Source organism: Bacteroides helcogenes P 36-108, assembly GCF_000186225.1.
Lineage (GTDB): Bacteria > Bacteroidota > Bacteroidia > Bacteroidales > Bacteroidaceae > Bacteroides > Bacteroides helcogenes.
Genome location: NC_014933.1, coordinates 3,560,814 through 3,580,887, shown reverse-complemented (window position 1 = coordinate 3,580,887; position 20,074 = coordinate 3,560,814). Strand labels below are relative to the sequence as shown.

General features: G+C 41.9%; 20 protein-coding genes and 1 pseudogene. 8 read left to right on the top strand and 13 right to left on the bottom strand.

Going from position 1 to position 20,074, the window contains the following annotated elements; all coding sequences use genetic code 11:
- Positions 1–13 precede the first annotated feature (13 nt).
- The 8 genes from BACHE_RS14885 to BACHE_RS14850 all read right to left on the bottom strand — a co-directional run bounded on the left by BACHE_RS14885 (position 14) and on the right by BACHE_RS14850 (position 6,841).
- The gene (locus tag BACHE_RS14885; RefSeq protein ID WP_041579903.1) at positions 14–580 is read right to left on the bottom strand and encodes a DapH/DapD/GlmU-related protein; all 567 of its coding nucleotides are present in this window, start codon (positions 578–580) and stop codon (positions 14–16) included.
- Complete coding sequence (locus tag BACHE_RS14880; protein ID WP_013548539.1) at positions 580–1,131, bottom strand: cyclophilin-like fold protein; 552 nt, start codon at positions 1,129–1,131, stop codon at positions 580–582. The genes BACHE_RS14885 and BACHE_RS14880 overlap by 1 nt, the downstream gene beginning before the upstream one ends.
- On the bottom strand, positions 1,106–1,645 hold the full coding sequence (locus BACHE_RS14875) for a flavodoxin family protein (RefSeq protein WP_013548538.1): 540 nt from the start codon (positions 1,643–1,645) through the stop codon (positions 1,106–1,108). The genes BACHE_RS14880 and BACHE_RS14875 overlap by 26 nt, the downstream gene beginning before the upstream one ends.
- Before the next feature lie 13 nt (positions 1,646–1,658).
- Entirely contained in the window at positions 1,659–2,492 is an 834-nt protein-coding gene (locus BACHE_RS14870) for a helix-turn-helix domain-containing protein (RefSeq protein ID WP_013548537.1), read from the bottom strand.
- Positions 2,493–2,646: 154 nt separating this feature from the next.
- Positions 2,647–3,810: an iron-containing alcohol dehydrogenase gene (locus BACHE_RS14865; protein WP_013548536.1), complete on the bottom strand. Its 1,164-nt coding sequence runs from the start codon at positions 3,808–3,810 to the stop codon at positions 2,647–2,649.
- A 159-nt stretch (positions 3,811–3,969) separates the two neighbouring features.
- Positions 3,970–4,797, bottom strand: a complete 828-nt coding sequence (locus BACHE_RS14860) for a helix-turn-helix domain-containing protein (RefSeq protein ID WP_013548535.1) — start codon at positions 4,795–4,797, stop codon at positions 3,970–3,972.
- A gap of 315 nt (positions 4,798–5,112) precedes the next feature.
- The gene (locus BACHE_RS14855) at positions 5,113–6,123 is read right to left on the bottom strand and encodes a GGGtGRT protein (protein WP_013548534.1); all 1,011 of its coding nucleotides are present in this window, start codon (positions 6,121–6,123) and stop codon (positions 5,113–5,115) included.
- A 16-nt stretch (positions 6,124–6,139) separates the two neighbouring features.
- Positions 6,140–6,841 (bottom strand): iron-sulfur cluster assembly scaffold protein, encoded by a 702-nt coding sequence (locus BACHE_RS14850; protein ID WP_013548533.1) that lies wholly within the window; start codon positions 6,839–6,841, stop codon positions 6,140–6,142.
- 503 nt (positions 6,842–7,344) lie between these two features.
- Between BACHE_RS14850 and BACHE_RS14840 the strand changes: the two genes are divergently transcribed.
- The 5 genes from BACHE_RS14840 to metH all read left to right on the top strand — a co-directional run bounded on the left by BACHE_RS14840 (position 7,345) and on the right by metH (position 12,794).
- Positions 7,345–7,842 (top strand): DMP19 family protein, encoded by a 498-nt coding sequence (locus BACHE_RS14840; RefSeq protein WP_013548532.1) that lies wholly within the window; start codon positions 7,345–7,347, stop codon positions 7,840–7,842.
- Positions 7,843–8,168: 326 nt separating this feature from the next.
- A complete protein-coding gene (locus BACHE_RS14835; protein ID WP_013548531.1) occupies positions 8,169–8,984 on the top strand; it encodes a hypothetical protein in 816 nt (271 codons plus the stop codon).
- Positions 8,985–8,986: 2 nt separating this feature from the next.
- Positions 8,987–9,559: a Yip1 family protein gene (locus BACHE_RS14830; RefSeq protein WP_041579901.1), complete on the top strand. Its 573-nt coding sequence runs from the start codon at positions 8,987–8,989 to the stop codon at positions 9,557–9,559.
- 11 nt (positions 9,560–9,570) lie between these two features.
- A complete protein-coding gene (gene smpB / locus BACHE_RS14825) occupies positions 9,571–10,023 on the top strand; it encodes an SsrA-binding protein (protein WP_013548529.1) in 453 nt (150 codons plus the stop codon).
- Between the two features lie 5 nt (positions 10,024–10,028).
- Positions 10,029–12,794 (top strand): methionine synthase, encoded by a 2,766-nt coding sequence (gene metH / locus BACHE_RS14820; protein ID WP_013548528.1) that lies wholly within the window; start codon positions 10,029–10,031, stop codon positions 12,792–12,794.
- Here metH and BACHE_RS17885 read toward each other — a convergent pair.
- From BACHE_RS17885 to udk, 5 genes and pseudogenes are all read right to left on the bottom strand, one after another.
- Entirely contained in the window at positions 12,745–13,488 is a 744-nt protein-coding gene (locus tag BACHE_RS17885) for a hypothetical protein (protein WP_245530900.1), read from the bottom strand. The genes metH and BACHE_RS17885 overlap by 50 nt on opposite strands.
- 57 nt (positions 13,489–13,545) lie before the next feature.
- Positions 13,546–14,295: pseudogene (locus BACHE_RS18100) on the bottom strand (M56 family metallopeptidase); the annotation flags it as partial.
- A 32-nt stretch (positions 14,296–14,327) separates the two neighbouring features.
- Positions 14,328–14,699: a BlaI/MecI/CopY family transcriptional regulator gene (locus BACHE_RS14810; RefSeq protein ID WP_013548526.1), complete on the bottom strand. Its 372-nt coding sequence runs from the start codon at positions 14,697–14,699 to the stop codon at positions 14,328–14,330.
- Positions 14,700–14,863: 164 nt separating this feature from the next.
- Positions 14,864–16,255, bottom strand: a complete 1,392-nt coding sequence (locus BACHE_RS14805; protein WP_013548525.1) for an MltF family protein — start codon at positions 16,253–16,255, stop codon at positions 14,864–14,866.
- Between the two features lie 16 nt (positions 16,256–16,271).
- Entirely contained in the window at positions 16,272–16,880 is a 609-nt protein-coding gene (gene udk / locus BACHE_RS14800; protein ID WP_013548524.1) for a uridine kinase, read from the bottom strand.
- Between the two features lie 101 nt (positions 16,881–16,981).
- On the opposite strand from udk, the gene BACHE_RS14795 reads away from it, so the two are divergent.
- The 3 genes from BACHE_RS14795 to BACHE_RS14785 all read left to right on the top strand — a co-directional run bounded on the left by BACHE_RS14795 (position 16,982) and on the right by BACHE_RS14785 (position 20,074).
- Positions 16,982–17,281, top strand: a complete 300-nt coding sequence (locus BACHE_RS14795) for a Dabb family protein (protein WP_013548523.1) — start codon at positions 16,982–16,984, stop codon at positions 17,279–17,281.
- A 40-nt stretch (positions 17,282–17,321) separates the two neighbouring features.
- Positions 17,322–19,340: a protein-disulfide reductase DsbD family protein gene (locus tag BACHE_RS14790; RefSeq protein ID WP_013548522.1), complete on the top strand. Its 2,019-nt coding sequence runs from the start codon at positions 17,322–17,324 to the stop codon at positions 19,338–19,340.
- A 74-nt stretch (positions 19,341–19,414) separates the two neighbouring features.
- Positions 19,415–20,074 carry a CatA-like O-acetyltransferase gene (locus BACHE_RS14785; RefSeq protein ID WP_013548521.1) on the top strand — a complete coding sequence of 220 codons (660 nt, stop codon included), beginning with the start codon at positions 19,415–19,417 and terminating at the stop codon, positions 20,072–20,074.

The window sequence follows — 20,074 nt, the reverse complement described above, 5'->3', positions numbered from 1 at the left end:
TATGTTTTTTAAGTTACTCTTTTATGCTTTTAATAACCTTTGCCGGCACACCGCCAACAATCATATTATCAGGTACGTCCTTATTGACAACTGATCCGGCTGCAACGATGGCATTTTCACCAATGGTTACACCGCCAAGGATAGTACAGTTGGCTCCAATCCATACTCCTTTTTTAATCACGATGGGTTTATGTGTGAGATTCTGGCGTTGTTCGGGAAGGAAACCATGGTTCAAAGTGGCCATCACGCAATTGTGCCCTATTAAGCATCCATCGCCAATCCATATACCGCCTTGGTCTTGGAAATGGCAGCCGGCATTGACAAACACATTCTTGCCAAAGTGAATGTTCTTGCCAAAGTCGGTATAGATGGGTGGAAACAAGCCAAAGTTATCATCTATTTCTCTACCCGTGACTTCACTCATTAATACTCTGATTTCTTCAGGCGTATGATACTTGCTGTTTATCTCGAAAATAATTCTTCGAGACAGGTCGCTCTGTTTGCGCATGAAGGCAATCATCTCTGATCCTTCAAGCGGAGCTCCATCGGCTATCTTTTGCTGAAATTCTTCTATGGTCATCATTTCAAGTTACTTTTGAAGAACTGTTCTATCTTATCAAATGTAATAGTAACATCTCCCGAACCTACAGCAGTTGCTAATCTTTGCGGATTATCTATCTTTCCTATTCGGGTATAGCTATATGAGGAAACGAAAGTCTGGTAGAACAGCACAATACAAGATGTGCCATAGAGCATGAGATCACCTTCTTGGATGGTTCCCGGAGAATAGGTTGCCGTAGGAAGGCTGTTTGAAAGATAATGATACTTTTCATTTCCTCCCAATTCTTTCATTTGTATCGTCAACGGAAGAAGAGCCAAAAATGCTTTTCCTGTTGCATTATCGTCTATTGTAGCTGTAAAAGCATCCGTTCCTATCGATATAGATATTTGCCTATTTTTCATATTATCTTCTTCAGAAGGATTATCCGTTGGATTGTCTTCTGTTGTTTCTTCTGGAGGTACTATTTCTTCAAAAGAATCTTCTTTGTTACAGGAAGAAATAGCAAAAGAAAGAATGCAAGTCAGAGATAATGCCAAAAACTGCTTATTGAATTCTCTTGCCCAGTTCATAAGCCTCTTTCAATGACGGATGCCCTTCAATATCACCTTTATCGTTTACGCCTCCTGCAAAGACAACCTTTTGCAAAGTTGCTTTGGCAAAACAATCCACCCATCCCTGAGTAGCTTTCACACTACCTTCCACTGTGGTGGGCTCATCTTCGGCAGCGGTAGCCAGCAGGTAGATGTCTCGGAATTTGTAGTCCATGCCGTAAAGCGGATTGGCACGGTCAATCATTGTTTTCATCTGACCACTGATGCAATAGTAATAAACGGGTGTTGCCCATACGATTACATCGGCATTCAACATCTTCTCGCAGATTGCCACGGCATCATCTTTGATTACGCAACGCTGTGTTTTCTGACAAGTGAGGCAGCCACGGCAGAACTGAATGTTCTTTCCCACAAGGCTTACTTCTTCTACATGATTTCCTGCCTCCGTTGCACCTTTGATAAACTCATCTGCCAAGCGGTCGGAATTGCCACCTTTACGTGGACTGGTTTTGATAACAAGTACGTTCTTCATCTTTATTTCGTATTTATTTGAATTGTAGTTGATAAGCAGCCGGCGATATGCCGTAGCGTTGTTTGAATAGTCCGCTGAAATGGGTGCGATTTTTGAATCCCACCTCATAATAGACGGCAGATGGTTTTACTTTTGTATCCCGAAGCAGACGACAGGATAGTTCCAGTCGTTGCTCGTTGAGCCATTTTTGTGGTGATCGGTCGCTGAATTTGGCAAAGTCGCGCTTGAAAGTGGCTAAACTTCTGCCTGCATAAGAGGCAAATTCCTCCATGGTCAAATCTTCCATGTAATGCTTTTCCATGAACTCAGGTAAGTCAATTTTCCAGTCTTCGTAGAAATCGAACAGCGTAGGGTACATCCTTTCATCAATATCAAGAAGACAATTGATGGCTTCCGTCTGTTTCTGACGGATTGTTTCTTCATCAGGATCTACACCCTGGTCGGCATAAGGTTGCAACGACATAAACAGACTATCTACCTTTATATGATGTGGAAGTAGAACCGCTGGAGAATAAACTGGATTTAAATTCATAGGCATTCTTTTCCCAGATAACTTCTCACTGAAATAGTCGTGTAACGTCTTATTGTCAAGTGATATGGCAATAGAACGAAATGGAATGTCTCCATCCGACATCTTCTTCATCCCTGCCAAACAGTTGCGATGCCAGAAAATATAGTCTCCGGCTCTGGCTTCGACATGTTCATTCTTGGTTTCAATGGTTAAGACACCCGAACACACCATCATCAAACCATGTTTTGGCAACCTATTATCACAAAACATATCATGCGTTATTTTACTAAAGAATATCGCATTTCCACAGTTGCGTATGTTGATAGAATCAGTCATATACCTACTATAATAGAATTATTTATGCTGCAAAAATACAGCTTTTCTTTTCTGTAAATGTCGCTCATGGGCTCAAATACTGTCTCTGCGTAGAAAACCTCCATTCTTGTTGTAAGAACAGAGGTCTTCAATTTATGTGTAACGATATCAAGGTTTATTTGAATGAACGCTCGTAAATGCCGAAATAATCTTCATCGCTCAATGGCAACGGGTCGGCTGTGGTGTCACCACCCAGCACTTCATGAATATGTTTAGGCCAGGTTGCGATTTCCTCTTTCGTGATACCATAATCGCTCATCTTCAAATCCTTGCAACCTATCGCTTCAATCAGCGCATCGAGAGCTGTGATAAAGTCTTTGCCACTTGTGGGATTTTCCACCCCCATTGCACGAGCCATCTTTATCATCGGTTCTTCGCTTGCCTGACGTTCCGCAAAGAAGTTGAAGTATTCATGACTGATCATAATCAGACCTGCACCGTGAGGAAGGCTGTCGTGATAAGACCCCATGACGTGTTCCATTGTATGCTGAGAAGTACAAAGCATGTAGTAACCTGCCAACGAGTTTGCCAATGCCATATTCGCACGCGCTTCTGCATTTGAGCCTTCCTTGTAGGCAACAGGCAGATTCTTCGCTATCAACTCGATTGCTTTCAAGGCAAACATTTCGCCCATTGGATGTTCTTTCGTATTGATAACACTCTCTGCTGCATGGAAGAACGCATCCATACCTTGATAGGCCGTGAACGTTGGCGGCACGCTCATCATCAAATCCGAATCCACTACCGAGATGGTCGGGAACATGGAGATGTCGAATACTCCTGTCTTCTCTTCCAATTCATCATTTGAGATAACCGAGAACATATCCACTTCCGAACCCGTTCCCGCACTGGTCGTAATGGCTATCAATGGAACGCTTGGTGTCTGGAATGGCTTGTGCCCGCCTTTCTGCGAGAAAGCGTAATCCCAAAGGTCGCCCTCATTCACCATCATCAAGGCAATGCACTTGCTGGCATCCATTACAGAGCCGCCACCCAAGGCTACCACAAAATCGCAACCGTTGTCCTTGGCTCTTTTGGCCCCATCCATCACGTTGTCCTTGGTAGGATTGGGACGGATCTCATCGAATACGACATACGCCACATGAGCCTGTTCCAACTCTTGCTGAACGGCATCCAGATAGCCATATTTCTTGGTACTCTGTCCGTTGGATGTTACTATCAAGGCTTTCTTGCCCGGCATTGTCTCCAAATGTAAGTTCTTTAATTGTCCTGCGCCGAAGAGAACTTTAGTCGGCATGAAAAATTGAAAATTGTACATAATTCTACTTGTTTATAGTTTTTCCACCTCTGTCATACGCTTACCTTCTTTGAGGTTTGCGCTGCAAAGATACGGTGATTATAAACAAGGCGTTTTTCTAAAACGTCAAAAGAGATTTTTCTAAAACGTCAATTTCGGCAATGGAAAAACAGGCGGGAGTTATGACGCGTAGTAAAAAGAAGGAGCGGCTCCATACTCTTTCTTAAACGCCGTAGAGAAATGGCTGAAATTCTTGAAGCCCACTTTAGGATAAACATCAGAAGGCTTTGCCTTTTTGGATTCTATCAGGTATTTAGCTTCCTCCAGACGCTTTTTGTTTATCCAACGGCTTGGAGTCATCCGGAACAATTTAAAGAAATCGGTCTTGAATGTAGAGAGACTTCTCCCTGTGAAATGAGCGAACTCTTCAAGAGATAAGTCGCATTTATAATTCTTCATCATGAATCCTTCCAAATCAATTTTCCAGGGGTCGGTAAAGTCAAACAATACACACGCTATTTCAGGCTTGACTTGCAGCAAAGCAAATACGGCTTCCTTCAATTTTATATTCATCAGTTCCTCAGATGGATACTGCTGTATGCTGAAATATTGTTCAAGAGAGGCAAAAAGTCCTTGAAGAAATGGATGCTTAGGCAAAATGGTATAAGACGCAGATGCTTGAGCCTGTCCGTTCATGGGGATAGCTATCTGAACTTCGGACATCAATGATTTCAGGAAAGGCCGTTTCAGTTGGAGAAACAAGCCCTTGAAAGGCTCTCCATCTTTTGACGGATGCTTAATCTTTCTCATCATGTGGTCTTTCTTTATAAAGAGATAATCGCCTTTCTTGAGCTTATAGGTTTTCTCCGGAGCAATCAGATCCATCTCACCGGAACATATATAGACAAGCATGTGGTCAGTAACCATCTCTTCGCAAAGACGGTCTTTATCTACATGGCAACAATAGAAAGTATCCATGCAATTATAGATGATTATATCCGAATTCATAGTTTTTCTTCTGAATTTTTCTGCAAAGATAGATGCTTTTCTTAAAAGTCAATATGACTTTTGTTTTTTCTACTTTCGTTTTTTGTTATAAATACACTCTTTGCCCCAAAATCCACAAGCATAATGCACTCGTTTAAATCCCCTTGAAAAATGGGAAGTACATTGTTGGATTTGAGAGGTAATTGGCTACTTTTTACATGGGTTGTACTGACTTAAATAAGGCAGAATTTAGCTTGTCAAGCCAAGTTGCCATAAATAAAAAAACTCCTGTAACCAAAAGCATTACAGGAGTTTATCTATATAGAGTAACTTAAATTACTTGCTCAAAGCCTGAGCCACGTCAACTGCACAAGCTACTGTACATCCTACCATCGGGTTGTTACCGATACCGAGGAATCCCATCATTTCCACGTGAGCAGGAACTGATGAAGAACCAGCGAACTGAGCGTCAGAGTGCATACGGCCCATAGTGTCAGTCATGCCGTAAGAAGCAGGGCCGGCGGCCATGTTGTCCGGGTGAAGCGTGCGACCTGTACCACCACCTGATGCTACTGAAAAATAAGGTTTACCGGCCAATGTGCGCTCTTTCTTGTAAGTACCTGCAACCGGGTGCTGGAAACGAGTCGGATTGGTAGAGTTACCTGTGATAGAAACATCTACGCCTTCTTTCCACATGATAGCTACACCTTCGCGAACGTCATCGGCTCCATAGCATTTTACTTTGGCGCGAGGACCGTCACTGTAAGCGATTTCCTGAACAACTTTCAATTCGCCTGTGTAATAGTCGAATTGAGTCTGAACATATGTGAAACCGTTGATACGGGAGATAATCTGTGCAGCGTCTTTGCCCAAACCGTTCAAGATACAACGCAAAGGTTCTTTACGTACCTTGTCTGCTTTGGCAGCAATCTTGATTGCACCTTCGGCAGCAGCGAATGACTCGTGACCGGCAAGGAAGGCGAAACATTTGGTCTCTTCGCGCAACAGACGTGCAGCCAGATTGCCATGGCCTAAACCTACTTTGCGGTCATCGGCTACTGAACCCGGAATGCAGAATGCTTGCAAACCCAGACCGATAGCTTCGGCGGCATCGGCAGCAACCTTGCAGCCTTTCTTCAAAGCGATGGCACAGCCTACTACGTAAGCCCATTTGGCATTCTCAAAACAGATCATCTGCGTTTCTTCGCAGGTCTTGTAGGGATCCAAACCTGCCTTTTCGCAGATTTCGTTGGCTTCTTCGATAGAAGCGATGCCGTTCTCATTCAAAGCAGCGATAATCTGCTTCATGCGGCGGTCTTGACTTTCAAATTTTACTTCTCTAATCATATTCTGGATCCTCCTTTTATTCTTTACGTGGGTCAATAGATTTAACAATTCCCTGTTCCGGCTTCGTACGTCCGTAAGTACCGGTAACACTCTTCAGAGCTTCGTCGGCAGGAACACCTTTCTTGATGGCATCCATGAATTTGCCCATGTGGACGAATTCGTATCCGCAAACTTCGTCATTCTTGTCGAGGAACATCTTGGTGATGTAACCTTCGGTCAGTTGCAGGTAGCGAGTACCTTTCACTTTTGTTCCATACAGAGTACCTGTCTGGCTGATAAGCCCTTTACCTAAGTCTTCCAGACCTGCGCCGATAATCAGACCGCCTTCTGAGAAAGCCGACTGAGTACGTCCGTAAACGATTTGCAGGAAAAGCTCGCGCATTGCTGTATTGATAGCGTCGCAAACAAGGTCGGTGTTCAGTGCTTCGAGAATGGTCTTTCCCGGAAGGATTTCTGATGCCATGGCAGCAGAGTGAGTCATGCCGGAGCAACCGATAGTCTCAACCAGACATTCTTCGATAACGCCGTTCTTCACGTTGAGGGTTAATTTACATGCACCTTGCTGGGGGGCACACCAGCCGATGCCGTGTGTCAAACCAGAGATGTCAACAATTTCTTTAGCTTTTACCCATTTACCTTCTTCGGGAATAGGAGCCGGTCCGTGGTTAGGACCTTTCTTCACAACACACATGTGTTCCACTTCGTGTGAATAAGTCATAATTAGCTCTTTTTTTAAGTGATATAATTTAAAAAACGTAATTCCACTTTTATTAGTCGGTTGCAAAGTTAGTGGTTTTATTGCTTTCTGCCAACCGTCTGATTTGACTTTTTTATTAAAAATGAGTAATAGCTTGTGCCATTTTGGTGGAATGTAAAGTAGAGTTTGCAGTTATTCGGATTCCTTTGTGTTCTATGTCGCGGTGGTGGGGGAGATCACAGTGCTTCTCTCTTCTTCAGAGCATCGGTCGGTTCGGAGGCGGTGCAGACTGTGATGGACTTGCAGTTTTCACTGTTTTGTAGTGCTTTCGTATTATCGGAAGAACAACTGCATAACAGTAAAAGCAATATCCGGATGAAGAATTTGTTTTATGGTTCTGATGTTTTGGTTGGTACAGCAAAAATACTTGCTTTTCGATATATTTTTGTAGATATTCTGTCTTTCTATGTATAATTATTAACCCAAAGCTTTAACTTTGTGGCATAATCAATAGAAGTAAGTTTATGATAGAAGTAACAGATACAGACTTGCGCCGATCGGCAAGCGAGGGGATGGATGCATTTATTAAAGTCTTTACCGACAGATATCAAGAGGTGACAGGCGGAAAATTGACAGCCGATACCATGCCTCTGCTTACAGGTGAGCAGCATTCGCTGCTCGCTTATCAGATATTCCGGGATGAGGTCATGGAAGGTGGCTTTTGTCAATTGATACAGAATGGCTATGGAAGCTATATTTTTGCCAATCCTTTCGCCAAAGTGATGCGTCTTTGGGGAGTTGGAGATTTGAGCAAACTGGTATATGCGGCAAAAAAGATTTATGACGAGCATTGCGAGGACTTGGAACGTGAGCGCACTGACGAAGAATTCATGGCTATGTACGAACAGTATGAGGTATTTGACGGATTGGAGGAGGAATTTTTAGAAAAAGAAGAAGAATATACGGCATTGGTAGCCGGATATGTAGATGAGCATTTGGACCTGTTTGCGCGAATTGTGTAATGCAGAATCCGAAAAACAGAACATTTGCATCTGCTTCATGATTTCTCCCTACCTTCTCCCTACCTTCTCCGTATCTGCTCCTTGTATCTTTGCTCTCTATAGACACGGAGCAGATAGGGAGCAGATGCGGAAGAAAAGAGAATCAGAACAAAAGAAAGATGAAGTATCTAAACTGTTTTCTATTAAATAGATGTTAAAATAGTGTTGGCTGTGCAGTATTTAGCTTAATCTTTCATTTAGTCTTAAAAACAATGAAAAAACGAAGCGGGTGCTTTATTACTCAATTCTTTTATCTAAATTTGCGAACTCTAATATTTATAAGGAAAATGAAACAATTAAAATTCTTGATGGTTGCCTTGACTTTGCTGATGGGCGTTACTCTAACTTCTTGTCTGAATTCATCAGATAACACACCTTCTTATAATGCGGTTATAGGAAGATGTATTTCCTCATATCCTCCTACGTTCATGACTGTTGATGGAAAACAGTTGAAATTATCCGGTTCCTCGACTACTTTTACAGAAGGTGGAATTTATAGCTTTTATTATACTGTTCCCGAGGGACAATCTACCGAAGGCACATCTTATACAGTAGCTTTATATAACGGTAATGAGCCAACACAACTCAACGCCAAAGCTACTGAGGGGCCGTTTAATGCTGCTTATATGCCGACTACTGCCAATGCTCCATTGTATGTATTGTCTGGAAATATATCTCTTAATGGTTATTCTTCGTCTGTCGATCCGGCTGTCTATACATTTGGATCTTATAGTTATCTGTTTGTTACACCATTTTTCTGGTATAAATCAGAAAGCACACAAGATGCAATGACCAAAGAAATTGCTAAGCATGCTATTGTGGTTACATATAACTTAGCTGATTTGAAGTCGGGAGATACGGAATTGGTATTGACGGTCAATCATGTTGTAAGTGACAGTGATACGGAAACTGTAACGCGTAATGTTTGGGGATATATTACAGGCAAGGCATATAGCTTGAGTGAAGCAATGTCTGCTTTTGAAAGTAAAACAGGCAATAAGCCGACCAAGATAAGAGTTGAAGCACAGACGAACTCTCAATCAAACTCTTTGATAGCGACTGAGGGCGCTACAACTCAAAGTTGGACATATACATTTAAATGATATTGAATTACAAAGACTTATTTCATATAGCCCTTTTACTGATTTCCTCTCCGGCTCACGCTTGGGAGGAAATTAGTTTAGAGGATAGGCGAAAGGTGTTTACGGCTTTTGTCTATCCAATGATTGGTTTATGCGGCTTGTCCGTCTTCATTGGCTCTTTGGTGGCTATGGGGTGGGGAGAACCACAAAGTTTTCAGTATGCCATGACGCGATGCTGCGCAGTGGCGGTATCTTTGTTTGGAGGATATTTCTTGGCTGCCTATTTTATCAACGGGTTGCGTGTCCGTATGTTCAGAATGGGTAGTGACATACCGTTGACACAACAATTTGCGGGTTATTCATTGGTAGTGGTGTTTTTGCTGAAGATTATTATCGGCATATTGCCTGATTTCAGCATTATAGCATTATTACTTCAATTTTATGTTGTCTATGTGGTGTGGGAAGGAAGCGTGAAAATGATGCAAATGTCAGAAAAAGATCGCTTGCGATTTACTGTTCTTTCTTCTATTTTGTTAATAGTATGTCCGTTGGTCATTGAGTGGATATTCAATAAACTGACGATTGTGCTGAACTGATGAATTAATTTATGAAACAAGCTCCTGTAAATATTAAAAACAAGCGTGCCACGTTTGATTACGAACTGATAGATACCTATACGGCGGGTATCGTACTCACAGGCACGGAGATTAAATCGATCCGTTTGGGAAAAGCAAGTCTTGTCGATACGTTCTGTTATTTTGCCAACGGTGAACTGTGGGTGAAAAATATGCATATTGCCGAATACTTCTATGGCTCGTACAATAACCACAATGCACGCAGGGAGCGTAAATTACTGTTGAATAAAAAAGAACTGGATAAATTGGCACGTGAAACGAAGAGCCCAGGTTTTACAATAGTTCCTGTACGTATGTTTATCAATGAAAAAGGATTGGCAAAGGTTGTGGTAGCCCTTGCCAAAGGTAAAAAGGAATATGACAAGCGGCAGTCTTTAAAGGAAAAAGAGGACAAACGTGACATGGCACGGATGTTCAAAAAATGATAAGTATGGCTTCTATAGAAAAAATAGTGCATGAGCGCATCCTCATTCTGGACGGTGCTATGGGTACTATGATACAACAGTATAACTTAGAGGAAAAAGACTTCCGGGGTGAGCGCTTTTCGGATATTCAGGGACAGTTGAAGGGTAATAATGACTTACTTTGTCTGACTCGTCCGGATGTGATACAGGATATTCACCGTAAGTATCTGGCAGCAGGTGCGGATATTATTGAGACTAACACCTTTAACTCCACTCGTGTCAGTATGGCCGATTATCATGTACAGGAGTATGTACGTGAAATAAATTTTGCTGCTGTAAGACTGGCACGTGAAATTGCCGATGAGTTTACTTCTCTTACTCCCGATAAACCTCGTTTTGTAGCAGGCTCTGTAGGGCCTACGAACAAAACCTGTTCCATGAGCCCTGATGTGAATAATCCGGCGTTTCGTGCTTTGACCTATGATGAGCTTGCAGCCGATTATTGCGAGCAAATGGAAGCATTATTACAAGGTGGAGTGGATGCGCTGTTGATAGAAACCATCTTTGATACATTGAATGCGAAAGCAGCTATTTGGGCTGCGGAACAAGCGATGAAAGCAACGGGAAAGCATGTGCCTTTAATGCTCTCTGTTACCGTATCCGATACTGCCGGACGTACTCTTTCCGGGCAAACTTTGGAAGCATTTCTTGCCTCTGTACAGCATGCCGATATTTTCTCCGTCGGATTGAACTGTTCATTTGGGGCTCGTCAGCTAAAACCTTTCTTGGAACAATTTGCATGTCGTGCTCCTTATTATATCAGCGCTTATCCTAATGCGGGATTGCCGAATAGCTTGGGAAAGTATGATCAGACTCCTGCTGATATGGCGCATGAAATAAGAGAATACATTCGTGAGGGGCTGGTAAATATCATTGGAGGCTGCTGCGGAACTACTGATGCTTATATTGCTGAATATTCTGCCTTGGTTGCAGGTGTGGTTCCCCATGTGCCGGCTTCGGCCCCAGATAATCTTTGGCTTTCCGGACTTGAACTTCTGGAGGTGAAACCGGAAAACAATTTTGTGAATGTTGGTGAACGCTGTAACGTTGCCGGTTCGCGCAAATTTCTGCGTCTGATCAATGAAAAGAAGTATGATGAGGCTCTTAGTATAGCCCGTCAGCAGGTGGAAGATGGTGCGCAAGTCATAGATATCAATATGGACGACGGTTTGTTGGATGCACGGGCTGAGATGACCACTTTTCTTAATCTTGTAGCGTCAGAACCTGAGATAGCCAGGGTTCCGGTCATGATTGACTCTTCTAAATGGGAGGTTATTGTTGCCGGCCTGAAATGCTTGCAGGGCAAGTCGATTGTCAACTCTATTTCTTTGAAAGAAGGTGAGGAGAATTTTCTGGAACATGCCCGTACTGTCAGAGAGTATGGCGCTGCTGCCGTGGTGATGGCTTTCGATGAGAAAGGTCAGGCGGATACATACGAACGTAAGATTGAAGTCTGTGAACGGGCTTATCGCCTTTTGGTGGATAAGGTCAAATTCAATCCTCACGATATAATCTTTGACCCGAATATACTTGCCGTAGCTACCGGTATGGATGAGCACAATAACTATGCGGTCGATTTTATCAATGCTGTCGGTTGGATAAGGAAAAACTTGCCCGGTGCGCATGTAAGTGGTGGTGTCAGCAATCTTTCATTTTCATTCCGTGGCAACAATTACATCCGTGAAGCCATGCATGCCGTATTCCTATATTACGCCATTCGCGAAGGAATGGATATGGGAATAGTCAATCCTGCTACTTCCGTACTTTATACGGATATTCCGGCCGATATATTGGAACGTCTTGAGGATGTGGTATTGAATCGTCGTCCGGATGCCGCCGAACGTCTGATAGAAACCGCCGAGCGTTTAAAAGCGGAGGCGGATGCTGCCAAGGCATCGGGTACGGGCAATGTACAGCCTGTAAATTCCCAACTTTCATGGCGTGAGAACTCAACGGTAGAAGATCGGTTGAAGTATGCTTTGACCAAAGGCATTATTGATTATCTGGATGAGGATCTTGCACAGGCTTTGGAGCAATATCCTAAGGCTGTGGACATTATTGAAGGACCGTTAATGGCTGGTATGAATCATGTCGGCGATCTTTTCGGCGCCGGGAAGATGTTTTTGCCGCAGGTGGTGAAAACAGCCCGGACTATGAAAAAGGCGGTTGCTATTCTTCAGCCTGTTATTGAATCCGAGAGAAAGGAAGACTCGACTTCCGCCGGAAGGGTGCTGCTTGCTACGGTGAAAGGAGATGTTCATGATATCGGCAAGAATATTGTTTCTGTTGTAATGGCATGTAATGGTTATGAGATAATAGATCTTGGTGTGATGGTTCCGGCAGAAACCATCGTGCAACATGCGATTGAAGAAAAAGTGGATATGATCGGACTTAGTGGTTTGATAACTCCTTCATTGGATGAAATGGTACATGTGGCCATCGAATTGGAAAAAGCCGGTTTGGATATACCTTTATTGATAGGTGGAGCTACCACCTCGCAACTTCACACGGCGTTAAAGATTGCTTCGGTCTATCATGCTCCGGTAATTCATCTGAAGGATGCCTCTCAGAATGCGACTGTGGCGGCACGCTTGATGAACCCGAAGCAGAAAGAAGAGTTGGTGGAAGATTTATCCACAAAATATCGGCAACTACGTGAGAAGAATGGAGAGAGACAAGTCTCTACGGTTTCTTTGGAAGAAGCAAAGAAAAATAAGTTGAATCTGTTTTAGCTTCTTTTCTTGTCGTCATGCGAAACCAGGTCTGCGGATGAACACTGAATAGTTGGGAAAGTGATATCTGTTTGCCATATTTTCGGATATATTCATCATATCCTTCTTTGGTCCACAGATAAGATGTCCTTTCGCTCTCATCATTGATGAGAGACTCCTTTGCTACGAAAAAGCATACAATACTTCTGCGACTGTAGTTTTTAATCTTTTCCCTGTCTATTTCTTTACCGTCGAGGAATATCCGTTTGTTTTTGTCGTTCGTACAGCCTTTCCATTCGTCCACATTCGGGCTTCGTAATTTCCACGGATTTAGAGGGGATATGATGTGAATATAATGCAGTTTCCGTTGTTCTTTAGTCATACGGATATAAAGAGGAAATAGTGTTTTGAGATCATCCTTAGATATTTCCTTTGATTTCCATATAAATTTTCCGTCTTCTGCAATTTTATCAAAGTATTTGGATACAATGTTTGAGTATTGCTCCATCTCTGCTTGGGAAACTCCGCTTTCGGGTATAATGATGGTATCCATGTTTGGAGAAGGTTGCTCGTTCGTGACGAAAGCAGATATAGGTTCAATGGCATCCTCGGTAACAGTTTCTGTAGAGAATACGTTACCGGCAATCAGAAAAGTTGGGATTAAAGCTGCTATCTTGATAAGATAACGACTTCTGGAAGTTGTCTTTGTCATCATAATTAATCGTTTTTTAGTAATTGAGTAAGTTAAACTACTTGTTAATGAGAAGTTGCAACGATTGGATGCTTTGCCTATCAATATCATTTGATAGGCAGAGATGTCCTTCGTATTATCAATTACTCCTTTGTCAGCCAGAAACTCATGATTGAGTTTTATTGTCCTTCTGTACAGATAAAGAACGGGGTTGAACCAGAAGAAAGTAATTAATAATTCCGTAAACAACACATCGGCCGAATGTTTTTGCTTAACGTGAATCAACTCATGAATCAATATTTTGCTTTTAAGACTATTGTCTTGGTAATCGCTCTTTGAAATGAATATATAATTGAAAAAACTGAAGGAACTCTTTAGCGTCTCTATGATAATAAGATTGCTTTGCTCGTATTTTATGGCAATGCCTTTTTGTGTTAACTTTAGCAGGCAAGACAGATTGTAGATGAAACGTATTAGTAGCAGGGATGTCACAAGGATATATATTCCGATAATTATTCTTCCCCACATGTTTCCCGGTTCTGATGAGGTATCATTGATACTTTGCAGACGGTTTTCTTTCAGATTTATTTCATTTGAGAAATCTTCTGCTTCAGAAATAGGTGCGTTGGGGAGCGATTGCCGCATTGATGGTTTGCTGATATACCTCTCTGCTATTCCGTCTATTGAAGGAGTAAACTTTAAAGTATGGGGAGTGCTGATAAAAGGTATAAGTATGGAGAATACTAAGACTGCCAAGAGAAAATATCTTTTGAACTTGAGCATACTTTCTTTTTCTATCAGGAAATGATAGATTATCCAAAAGAACAGCATACAGCATATTGATTTTACAATGAAGGAAATTATCATTTCTTTTTCTTGTTTAATTCTTGTTCTACAATATTCTTTAAATCTTCAAGTTCGTCGGCTGTCATATTACTGTTTTGAGTAAAGAATGATGCAAATTGCAATGACGAATTATTGAAATAGTTTTGAATGATTTCTTTCAATCCTTTTGAGAAATACTCCTCTTTCTTTATCAGCGGATAGTATTGGCGGGAATTGCCGAATAACTTATAGCCAATGACATTTTTGTCTTGCATTCTCTTCAAGAGAGTGGCTACAGTGGTTGATGCGGGTTTGGGTTCAGGATAATTATCGATAATCTCTTTGAAAAAAATCTTTTTATTTTTCCAGATAATATCCATTAGCTGCTCTTCTGCTTTTGATAGTTTCATATAGTTTATATAATATGTTCTACATTTAAGTTTCTTTGCTCTACGTATTGTTTTTATTATTCTACAAATATAGAACACGAATACGTAGATATATATTCTAACGGTGTTTTTTTAGATAAGTTTAACAAAAAATACGGATAGTATTCTCTTGAGGATTTGTGACTTTATCCCTTAATTTTCTTTTTATATTGTTCAAATCGTGATGTTATATCCCTCACGAAATTATAAGTTTCTATTCCACGGAAATAACCGTTTTTACAGACTGGATCGGTAAAATACTCTTCATTGCTTTTCAGCAGGATGAAATTTTCTACATTATCGCGCCATACGTATTTGTTCTTTCCATATTTTTCAGCCAAAGCCATGGCATCCAGAATGTGTCCGATTCCTGAATTATAAGATGCCAGTATAAAATTGATACGTTCTTCTGTGGGCACTTGTGCGAAACTTTTGGCAGTAGCAGCTATATATTTTATGGCGGCTTTGATGCTTTCTTCCGGATCTTGCTCTTTTCCTGCTGGTACTCCCATGGCTTTTGCCGTGGCAGGCATCAGTTGCATCAATCCTTTGGCTCCTGCCCACGATATGGCATTGGTATCAAAGTTTGATTCCGTATAGGCAAGAGAGGCAAGCAAACGCCAGTCCCAGCCAATCTCCGGAGCATATTTCTTGAATAGTTTGTCATAGTGAGAAATTTTCCCTTCACGCAAAGAAAGGATAGGTGAGTGGGGAATAGCTTTGCTGATTTCGAAATATCGCTTCATGCTGGCCGTGTAGGCCGGTGAAGTCATATTTTCTTTATGCCACTTGTCGGCAGCGGCAGCCAGTAGCGGGCAGTCTTTACGGACAGCCCATGATGCGCGTTGGTCAAAGCTGATGGACAAACCGGTATTCAGGTTGGAATAATAAGTGGTATTGAGTTGTGCTACATCATTGTCTGCTACGGTATAGGGAATTTTGCCTTGCGATACCTGCATTATCAAATCTTCTACGCTGATGCTGTCGTCCGTGACTTTATGGATGTGGATGCCACCTCCTAATTCTTCATCCAGATTTGTCAGCCGGTCATAATATTTTCCGGGCTTTACATATATGTCTTTTCCTATAAGTTCAGTCACATCTTTCAAGGGTTTGGAGCGTCCGTCAATGCGCTGAACGATTACTTGGTGGGTGATGACCTCTTCTCCGCAATAAATCAGGCTGTCTTTCCATTCTTTCGTAATGGGCAGGTTATAAGCAATCAGATCTCCTTTACCAGCCGATAGCTTTTCTATCAGTTCATGTACCGTTTTTGCAACTTCCACGCGCAATTTCACGCCCATGTTTTTGGCAAACTGTTCGCTCAGTTCGTACTGAAATCCCATGTCTTGTCCTCGGTAAATGAAATAAGAAGTGGAACTGTATAATGTTAATACAACCAATTCTCCACTATCTTTTATCTGTTGCAAGTCATCATTGGTTTTTTCATCTTCCGCACGATGACCTCCACGGCATCCCCAAATGCAGCAAAGCAGCAAAATTATTGCGATAAAAAAATGACGCTTGACAATTGGCATATATCTTGATAATCGGTTATCGTAAATGTTTCTTGATATACATGGTTAATATATCAATTGCCACTTGGTTGTTTCCACCTTCTGGAATTATAAGGTCGGCATAACGCTTGCAAGGTTCTATGAATTGCTGATGCATGGGTTTCAAAACGCGGGTGTAACGCTCCATCACTGCTTCGGCAGTGCGTCCGCGTTCTATTATGTCACGTTGTATTACGCGGATCAGCCGTTCGTCCGGGTCTGCATCGACGAATATTTTGAGATCCATCATGCTGCGCAGTTTTTTGTCGCATAAGGCAAGAATCCCTTCAATGATGATAACTTCTCTTGGTTCGATATGAATGGTTTCGGGCTGGCGGGTGCAAGTCAGATAAGAATAGGTGGGTTGTTCGATGCTTTTCCCTTCACGCAATATGGCGACATGCTTGGAGAGGAGGCTCCACTCAAATGCATCCGGGTGGTCGAAATTAATGTTCTGTCGCTCTTCTACGGGAACGTGGCTACTATCTTTATAATAAGAGTCTTGCGGCAACAATACCACTTCGCCGTTCGGGAGGCTTTCAATGATTTTACGTACAACGGTGGTCTTTCCCGATCCAGTTCCACCTGCAATTCCTATTATTAACATCCGTTTATGTGTATATTTAAAACAAAACAAGTATTTTTGCAACTGTTAGACAGCCTGTTCGGCTGACAAATATAGACATAAATCATTTAAATAACAAAGTTATGATAAAGCACATTGTATTATTTAAGCTTAAAGACAATGCTTCTGCTGACGAAAAGTTAGTGGCAATGAATAATTTTAAGGAGGCTATTGAAGCACTTCCTTCTAAAATCTCCGTTATTCGCAAGATTGAAGTAGGACTCAACATCAATCCGGGTGAAACTTGGAGCATTGCACTTTATAGCGAGTTCGATACTTTGGATGATATAAAATTCTATGCTACTCATCCGGATCATGTAGCGGCAGGCAGGTTGATTGCCAATGTGAAGGAAAATCGTGCTTGTGTGGATTATGAAGTGTAATAGCCAGCTTTTATTTTATTAATTAATATATTAAAACGACATGAAGAAAAGCATTTTTTCTGTTTTACTGTTGCTTCTTACCATGGTGGCACAGGCACAAATACATGAGCCGGTTAAATTTAAGTCTGAACTGAAGACTTTATCGGCTGGTGAAGCGGAAGTGGTTTTTTCCGCAACCATTGAAAAAGGTTGGCATGTCTATTCCACGGATTTGGGTGATGGCGGTCCTATTTCAGCAACTTTTAATGTCGATAAACTTTCTGGAGCTGAACTGCTTGGTAAATTGAAACCGATGGGAAAGGAAATCGCTTCTTTTGATAAATTGTTCGAGATGAAAGTGCGCTATTTTGAGAATACTGCTAAATTTGTACAAAAAATAAAGCTGATAGGTGGTACGTATCAGATAGAGGGTTATCTGGAATATGGTGCTTGTAATGATGAAAATTGCCTACCGCCTACTCAGGTTCCGTTTAAATTATCCGGCAAGGGTGAAGGTACGGCAAGAGCAGGCGGGGCGGAAATTGAGACAGACTATCAGCCTGCCCAACAGGAAGTTGTTGTTGATACGGCATCTGTTGGCAGTGGTACAGATGTTTCCGGCAAGATTGATTCAGGAAAAGAGACGGATCTTTGGAAGCCGGTCATTAATGAGCTGAAAACTTTGGGGGAGACAACTTCTCAGGAAGATATGTCGTGGGTTTACATCTTTATTACCGGATTTGTCGGAGGATTGTTGGCGTTGTTCACTCCTTGCGTATGGCCTATCATTCCGATGACTGTCAGTTTCTTCTTGAAACGCAGTAAGGATAAGAAGAAGGGAATTCGTGACGCATGGACATACGGTGCATCCATTGTGGTAATCTATGTGACATTAGGCTTGGCAATTACTCTTATTTTCGGGGCCAGTGCATTGAATGCACTTTCCACGAACGCTGTATTCAATATCTTGTTTTGCCTGATGCTGATTGTATTTGCGGCTTCTTTCTTCGGGGCATTTGAGATTACATTGCCTTCCAAATGGAGTACGGCAGTAGATAGCAAAGCTGAAGCCACGGGGGGATTACTGAGTATATTCTTGATGGCATTTACTTTGTCGTTGGTTTCATTCTCGTGTACAGGTCCCATTATCGGTTTCCTTTTGGTGCAAGTTTCTACAACAGGAAGTGTAGTGGCTCCGGCCATCGGTATGTTGGGCTTTGCCATTGCTTTGGCATTGCCGTTCACTTTATTTGCATTGTTCCCTTCTTGGTTGAAGTCAATGCCCAAATCGGGGGGCTGGATGAATGTTATCAAGGTCACACTTGGTTTTCTGGAATTGGCGTTTGCTTTGAAGTTCCTTTCTGTTGCTGATTTGGCTTATGGCTGGCGCATACTCGATCGTGAAACATTCCTTGCTCTGTGGATTGTACTGTTTGCATTGCTCGGTTTCTATTTGTTGGGTAAAATCAAATTTCCTCACGATGATGATAATACAAAGGTCAGTGTGCCCCGTTTCTTCATGGCAATGGCTTCACTGGCATTTGCCGTTTATATGGTTCCCGGTCTGTGGGGAGCACCATTGAAGGCTGTCAGTGCTTTTGCTCCTCCTATGCAGACTCAAGATTTCAATCTATATAACAATGAGGTACACGCCAAATTCGATGATTATGATCTCGGAATGGAATATGCCCGTCAGCATGGTAAGCCCGTAATGCTGGACTTCACTGGTTACGGTTGCGTAAATTGCCGTAAAATGGAGCTTGCTGTATGGACGGACTCGAAAGTAAGTGACATTATTAATAATGATTATGTACTTATCACTCTCTATGTTGATAATAAGACTCCACTTCCCTCTCCGGTGAAAATCATGGAAAATGGTACGGAACGCACCTTGCGTACGGTAGGTGATAAGTGGAGCTATTTGCAGCGTGTTAAATTCGGGGCCAACGCACAACCTTTCTATGTGCTGATAGATAATGAAGGAAAGCCGCTTAACAAGTCTTACTCTTACGATGAAGATATTCCGAAGTATATAGACTTCCTGCAAACAGGATTGAAAAATTATAAAAAAGAGAAATAATAGATAACAGGCTCTTTTCTGTTCTTCCTAATGAGAAAGGGAACGAAAAGAGCCTGTTGAATTTTTATTTATATATGAAACACATCATTGATATTGAAAATTGGGAGCGCCGTGACAATTATGAATTTTTCCGCGGTTTTGCAAATTCGTGGTACTCTGTCACTACGGAGATTGATTGTACAGAAGCAAGTGCCGCTGCCAGAGCTGTGGGATGTTCTTTTTTCCTTTATTACCTTTATGCTGTGGTGCGTTCGGCCAATGAGGTAGATGAACTGCGTTATCGCATGGATAAGAACGGGCAAATAATCTTTCATGATCAGGTAGATATAATTTCTCCGATTGCTGTCCCTGGAAAAACTTTCTATACAGTACGTATTCCTTATCATGAAGACTTCAGGCATTTTTATGCTGAAGCCCATGCTTTGATAACCAATATTCCGGTGGATGGTGATCCTTATGGTGCTGAGAAAGAACTGATAGCCCAAGGGGACTATGATGTGGTACATTTGAGTGCTGTCCCCAAGATGTATTTCACGGCTACTACATATACATTGGCTGAAGTTGGTAATGCTTGCAGTTGGCCTTTAATGACATCAGGAAAAGTAGTCAACCGTGAAGGACGGTTGGTCTTTCCTCTCTCCATCTATGTGAATCACGCCTTTGTGGACGGTTCGCATCTGGCCTCTTTTTTTCAGAGGATAGAAGAACATTTAAGGGTAATTGCACAAAAGTGA